Below are 5,349 nucleotides of genomic sequence, written 5' to 3'. Positions count from 1 at the left end.
AAGGAAGCGGCAAGGCAGAGCGAAATGGTGGCGGCGGAGAGCGGCACCGGCGCCGCCTCGGTCACCCTCACCTTCGCGGTCAGCGCGAAGACGGCCAGCAGAACCACGAAGGGCGAGACGGCCAGGAACGACGCCCGCCAGGAATAGGCCTCGGTCAGAAGCCCGCCCGCCAACGGCCCGGCAATTGCCGCCACCGCCCAGACGATCGCCTCCACCGCAAACACCTTTGCGATCAGCGCGGAGGGAAAGTTGGCGGGGATGAGGCTGTAGCAGATCGCCACGATCAGCCCGTCGGCAATGCCCTGCAGCAGGCGCCCGGCCATGATCCAGGAAAAGGCCGGCGCCGACAGTGCCAGCAGCCCGCCAGCCGCAAAGATCAGCGCCGAAAGGACGAGAATGAAGCGCGCCCCGAACCGGTCGCGCATCGCCGCAGCCCCGGTGCCGCCGGCGATCGAGCCGAGGAAATACAGCGTATAGGCCCAGCTGAAATACCCCGTGCCGCCGATTTCTCTCGCCGCCGGCGGCAGCGCCGCAACGATCGCGAACTGGTTGAAGGCATGCAGCCCGATCCCCGCCGAGATCAGCCCCAGCATCGCCCCTTCGCGGCCCTTAAGAAGCCTCGACCAGCCCACATTGATGTCCTGCAACACGCCCTGCCCCTTATCCGGTTTTTCAGTCCCAGGCACGCTACAACCTCAAGTCTGATTGAGGTCAAGGGGGAAGCCGAAAATTAAACCTTCGCGTTTTCAGTATCTTAAGGCGTAATTGCAGATTCTCTCCGATGTTGTATTTTAGCTACAGCTTTCCAAGCAAACCGCTCTATTTGCGTTTTTGCCAACCAATCGGAGGGAATATCCATGAAGGCTCTTTTCATCCTTGCAGCGTCGGCCGCCATGACCGCCTCTTCCGTTGCTTACGCAGCCGACGCCGTCGAACAGATCCCGCAAGCGCCGCAAGCCGTCGAAACGCCCGTCGTATTCTCCTGGAACGGCCCCTATATCGGTGCCCACACAGGATATGCCTGGGGCAGCGGCGATGCCCCCGGCGGCGGTTCGGACGATTTCGACAGCTGGAGGCTTGGCGGCTTCGTCGGTTATAACTGGCAGTTCTCCAGCGGTTTCGTCGCCGGTATCGAAGGTGACGTCAACTACGACTGGAACAAGAACAGCTATGCCGGCGGCATCGACGTCGACACCGGGTTCTCCGGTTCGGTTCGCGGCCGTGTCGGTTACGCCATGGACCGGGCGCTGATCTTCGCGGCAGCCGGCTGGACGGCCACCACCGCCCATATCGACGGCGGCGGCTTTGACGACGACGACATGCTCAACGGCTGGACAGTCGGCGCGGGCGTCGACTACGCCTTCACCGACAACATCTTCGGCCGCCTTGAATACCGCTATAACGACTTCGGAAACGGCAGCCTTGGCGGCGCCGATTTCGACTTCAGCCAGCACGTGATCAACGTCGGCATCGGCGTGAAGTTCTAAGCCGCGGCTTCGGGATACGTTCAATGCTCCACCTTGCGACAAGGTGGAGCAAGATTTTGACGGTCGCCTGCTTCATCAGGGGCGTGCCAGCACCTTGAAGGCGATGAACTGCGTCTTCTGTTCCTTCGAGAAATTGTTGTCGGAAACAAAGATCAGCAGGTCGCTGCCATCGGTGCCCTTGGCGAAGGTGACGGCCTCGATATTGTCCGGCTGCAGGCCGATCGCCCGCATGTCGAGCACCTGGGCCTTGCGCACCGGCACGATGGCCGCGTCGGTATTGGCGAGTGAAGGGATGGCCGAGACATCGGTGGCGCCCTCGGTATCGACCATGAAGACCTTGATCGAACTGCCGAACCCCTGCGCAAAACCGCGCTCGACCACCAGAAGGCGGTGGTCGTCCAGGGCCAATATTTCCGACGCGCCGTTGTCGTTATAGCCCTTGTCGACGGTCGGCGCCTGGGGAATCGGCGCGACCGGATAGACATATTCGGCCTTCGGCCTGCCGCTTGCTGCATCGTAGCGGATCATGCGGGCGAGCGTGCCGCGGGTCAGCCCGGAGATCGGGCCGTCCTGGAACAGCGCCGATTCGACCTCCACCATCAGGTCGCCGCCGGGCAGCGTCGCAAGCCCTTCGAAGGCCAGGTTGTCGCGGATGCCGGCAGACTTGTCGGCGGTCGGCATAAAAGCCTTGGGAAGCTCGAACTCGCGCAGGAAGGCACCGTCCGGGCTGGCGACCCGCACGAAGGGCGGCAGCAGCTGCTTCACGTCGCCTTCGCTCGACCAGTAGATGCCGTCCTTGCCGAGCCGGATCGATTCCGGATCGACGCTCTTGGCCGCAAAAGCCTCGCCGTTCCTGTCCTTCAGGGTCACGGTCTTCACCACTTTCACATCGGTGATGCCGGCCGAGCTCGCCTCGATCGAAAGCTCGTAGAACCGGGCCGGCGCCCGTTCGGAACGGTCGTCGGAAATGGCGATATAGCGATTGCTTGCCGGGTCGTAATCAAGGCCGGACAGGCCACCGAACTCGACGCCGTCGAACAGCGTACCGGTCGGGATGCTAAATTCGCCGGCGAAGGAAAGCCCGATCGCCGCCTTGCAATCGCCGAACGGGCAAGGAGTTGCGACCGTCACACCGGGCTCGGCGGCATGCGCCGCGGGTGCGAAGAGGAGGACGAGGGCAACGGTTGAAAGCAACGCTTTGAGCATGATCGGTGTCCGGCAATTCGAGGCGGGTGAAAAACGGCGACCCGCCTCACGAATGAAAGCCTGTCCCGCAGTTGCTCTTCCTCTGCCACGCGAGTTTTGCGGACGTATAACGGCCGGCCGTCAGAATCTTGAAATTTTCATGACGGGTGGTGTGGGAGACCTCAGACCGCGGCCCTTTCCGGCGAATACCCCGCCTCGCGGATCGCCTCTTCGGCCTTCGCCGCGTCGCCTTCGATCGCCACCGTCTTGGCCGTCAGATCGATCGCCACCGCCGCGCCCGGCAGGGCTTCCGCCAGCGCGCCGCGCACGGTCTTTTCGCAATGGCCGCAGGTCATGTCCGGCACGGTGAAAATCGCAGTCATCCGAATCTCCTTGTTCGATAGGTGTGTTGTGCAGCTTCCCATGGAGGGAAGGTCAAGTGCATTTGAGGAATGAAGCCGGTGCGGCATTCTCCCAGTGATCTCCCCCCTTGAGGGGGAGATGTCATCGAAGATGACAGAGGGGGGTGGCGACGGTGCGAAAGTGCAGTGGCCGAAGAATATGCGGAGAGGTCACCCCCCTCTGCCCTGCCGGGCATCTCCCCCTCAAGGGGGGAGATTGGATGTGGCGCGGTCCTGCCTCATCCTGGTGGGAGGTATCAAGCAGTCTGTCTCATCTTTTTCCTCGCCGCCGGCACTGGCGTACCATCCCCCGCCAGATCATCAAGAATCGGGCAGTTGGGGCGGTTGTCGCCGCCGCAGCAGTGGGCGAGGTGTTTCAGCGTCTTCAGCATGCCCTGCATCTCGGCGATGCGTCGTTCGAGGTCGCCGATATGGGCAGTCGCCACCTCCTTGACGGCAGCACTTTCGCGGCTCTTGTCCTGCCAGAGTTTCAGCAGCGTCTCGGTCTCTTCGAGCGAAAAGCCGAGATTGCGCGCCCGCTTGATGAAGCGGAGGATATGCACCTCCTCCTCGCCGTAGACCCGATAATTGTTGCCGCTGCGGCCCATCGGGCGGATCAGGCCGATCTCCTCGTAATAGCGGATCATCTTGGCCGAAACGCCGGACGCGCTGGAGGCTTCGCCGATATTCATTTCGTTTCTCCCACTTTCACGGTCTTCAGCCGCAGCGCATTGCCGAGCACGAAGACGCTCGACAGCGCCATGGCGCCGGCGGCGATCATCGGCGACAGCAGCCAGCCGAAGGCCGGGTAAAGCACGCCGGCTGCGACCGGCACCAGCGCCACGTTGTAACCGAAGGCCCAGAACAGGTTCTGCTTGATATTGGTCATGGTCGCCCGGCTCATGGCGATGGCCGAAACCGCGCCCGACAGATCGCCGCCGACCAGAACCACGTCAGCGCTTTCGATCGCCACGTCCGTGCCGGTACCGATGGCGATGCCGATATCGGCCTCGGCGAGCGCCGGCGCATCGTTGATGCCGTCGCCGACGAAGGCGAGCTTTTTCCCGTCGACGCGCATCTCGTGGATCGCCTTCACCTTGCCTTCCGGCAGGACCTCGGCAACGACCTTGTCTATGCCGACCTGTCTTGCGATCGCCTCCGCGGTGCGGCGGTTGTCGCCGGTCACCATGGCCACTTCGACGCCCATCGCCTGCAACGCACTGATCGCGTCGCGGCTTGAGGGTTTCAGCGGATCGGCAACCGCGATCACCGCTGCCAGCTTGCCGTCGACAGCCGCATAAAGCGGTGTCTTGCCCTCGTCGCCAAGCCTGGCGGCTGCTTCCGCAAACACCTCAACCGAAAGCCCCAGCTTTTCCATGAACCGGTCGGCGCCGACCGAGATCTTGCGGCCGTCCACTTCCGCCTCAATGCCGTACCCGGTCACCGATGCGAACTTTTGCGCCTTCGGCACGGCCAGACCCTTGGCCTCGGCCGCCTTGACGATCGCCTCGGCGATCGGGTGTTCCGACTGCGCCTCGACGCTTGCGACCAGCGTCAACACGTCATCCTCGACAAAACCTTGCGCCGTCACAAGGTCGGTCAGTTCCGGTCGGCCCTTGGTGACGGTGCCGGTCTTGTCGACCACGACGAGCTGCACATTGCGCAACTCCTGCAGCGCCTCACCCTTGCGAAACAGCACGCCGAGTTCGGCCGCGCGACCGCCGCCGACGACGATCGAAGTCGGCACGGCAAGCCCCATAGCGCAGGGGCAGGCGATGATCAGCACGGCGACCGCATTGACCAGCGCGTGGGTGAGCGCCGGTTCGGGGCCGACGAAGAACCACACAAGGAAAGTGATGACCGCGAGCGCGATCACCGCCGGTACGAACCAGGCTGTCACCCGGTCGACCAGCGTCTGGATCGGCAGTTTCGAGCCCTGCGCCTGTTCGACCATGCGGATGATCTGGGCCAGCATCGTATCGCGGCCGACCTTATCGGCCCGGAAACGGAAGGCGCCGGTCTTGTTGATCGTGCCGCCGACCACGATTGCGCCGGCCGCCTTTGCGACCGGCAGCGGCTCGCCCGAAATCATCGATTCATCGACATTCGAGGAGCCGTCGATGACCGTGCCGTCGACGGGAATCCGCTCGCCCGGCCGGATCACCAGCACGTCGCCGGCGACCACCTGTTCGGTCGGGATATCCAGCAGCTTGCCGTCGCGTTCGACGCGGGCGGTCTTGGCCTGCAGCCGGCTCAGCTTCTCGATCGCCTCGCCG

The 5,349-nt window shown here is 63.5% G+C and carries 6 protein-coding genes; 1 reads left to right on the top strand and 5 read right to left on the bottom strand.

The window, feature by feature from the left end; translation table 11 throughout:
- Positions 1 to 650: MFS transporter (locus MOV61_RS27965; protein WP_247138923.1), on the bottom strand; the 650-nt coding region annotated here is incomplete at its 3' end.
- A gap of 207 nt (positions 651 to 857) precedes the next feature.
- Here MOV61_RS27965 and MOV61_RS27960 point away from each other — a divergent pair.
- Positions 858 to 1,487, top strand: a complete 630-nt coding sequence (locus tag MOV61_RS27960) for an outer membrane protein (RefSeq protein ID WP_038541235.1) — start codon at positions 858 to 860, stop codon at positions 1,485 to 1,487.
- Positions 1,488 to 1,562: 75 nt separating this feature from the next.
- Here the strand turns inward: MOV61_RS27960 and MOV61_RS27955 are convergent, their stop codons facing one another.
- The 4 genes from MOV61_RS27955 to MOV61_RS27940 all read right to left on the bottom strand — a co-directional run.
- Positions 1,563 to 2,693: an esterase-like activity of phytase family protein gene (locus MOV61_RS27955; RefSeq protein WP_247138922.1), complete on the bottom strand. Its 1,131-nt coding sequence runs from the start codon at positions 2,691 to 2,693 to the stop codon at positions 1,563 to 1,565.
- Between the two features lie 161 nt (positions 2,694 to 2,854).
- On the bottom strand, positions 2,855 to 3,055 hold the full coding sequence (locus tag MOV61_RS27950) for a heavy-metal-associated domain-containing protein (protein ID WP_038541227.1): 201 nt from the start codon (positions 3,053 to 3,055) through the stop codon (positions 2,855 to 2,857).
- A 275-nt stretch (positions 3,056 to 3,330) separates the two neighbouring features.
- On the bottom strand, positions 3,331 to 3,765 hold the full coding sequence (gene cueR, locus MOV61_RS27945; RefSeq protein ID WP_038541224.1) for a Cu(I)-responsive transcriptional regulator: 435 nt from the start codon (positions 3,763 to 3,765) through the stop codon (positions 3,331 to 3,333).
- Positions 3,762 to 5,349, bottom strand: a 1,588-nt coding sequence (locus MOV61_RS27940; RefSeq protein ID WP_247138921.1) for a copper-translocating P-type ATPase, incomplete at its 5' end; no start/stop codon positions are given. The genes cueR and MOV61_RS27940, both read right to left, overlap by 4 nt.

The organism is Neorhizobium sp. BETTINA12A (genome assembly GCF_023006485.1).
Classification (GTDB): domain Bacteria; phylum Pseudomonadota; class Alphaproteobacteria; order Rhizobiales; family Rhizobiaceae; genus Neorhizobium.
This window is presented reverse-complemented; position numbering and strand designations above follow the sequence as displayed.

Coding starts and splice junctions, on each gene's coding strand:
- MOV61_RS27955 (WP_247138922.1), bottom strand. CDS start 2,693: ATGCTCAAAGCGTTGCTTTCAACCGTTGCCCTCGTCCTCCTCTTCGCA.
- cueR (WP_038541224.1), bottom strand. CDS start 3,765: ATGAATATCGGCGAAGCCTCCAGCGCGTCCGGCGTTTCGGCCAAGATG.
- MOV61_RS27960 (WP_038541235.1), top strand. CDS start 858: ATGAAGGCTCTTTTCATCCTTGCAGCGTCGGCCGCCATGACCGCCTCT.
- MOV61_RS27950 (WP_038541227.1), bottom strand. CDS start 3,055: ATGACTGCGATTTTCACCGTGCCGGACATGACCTGCGGCCATTGCGAA.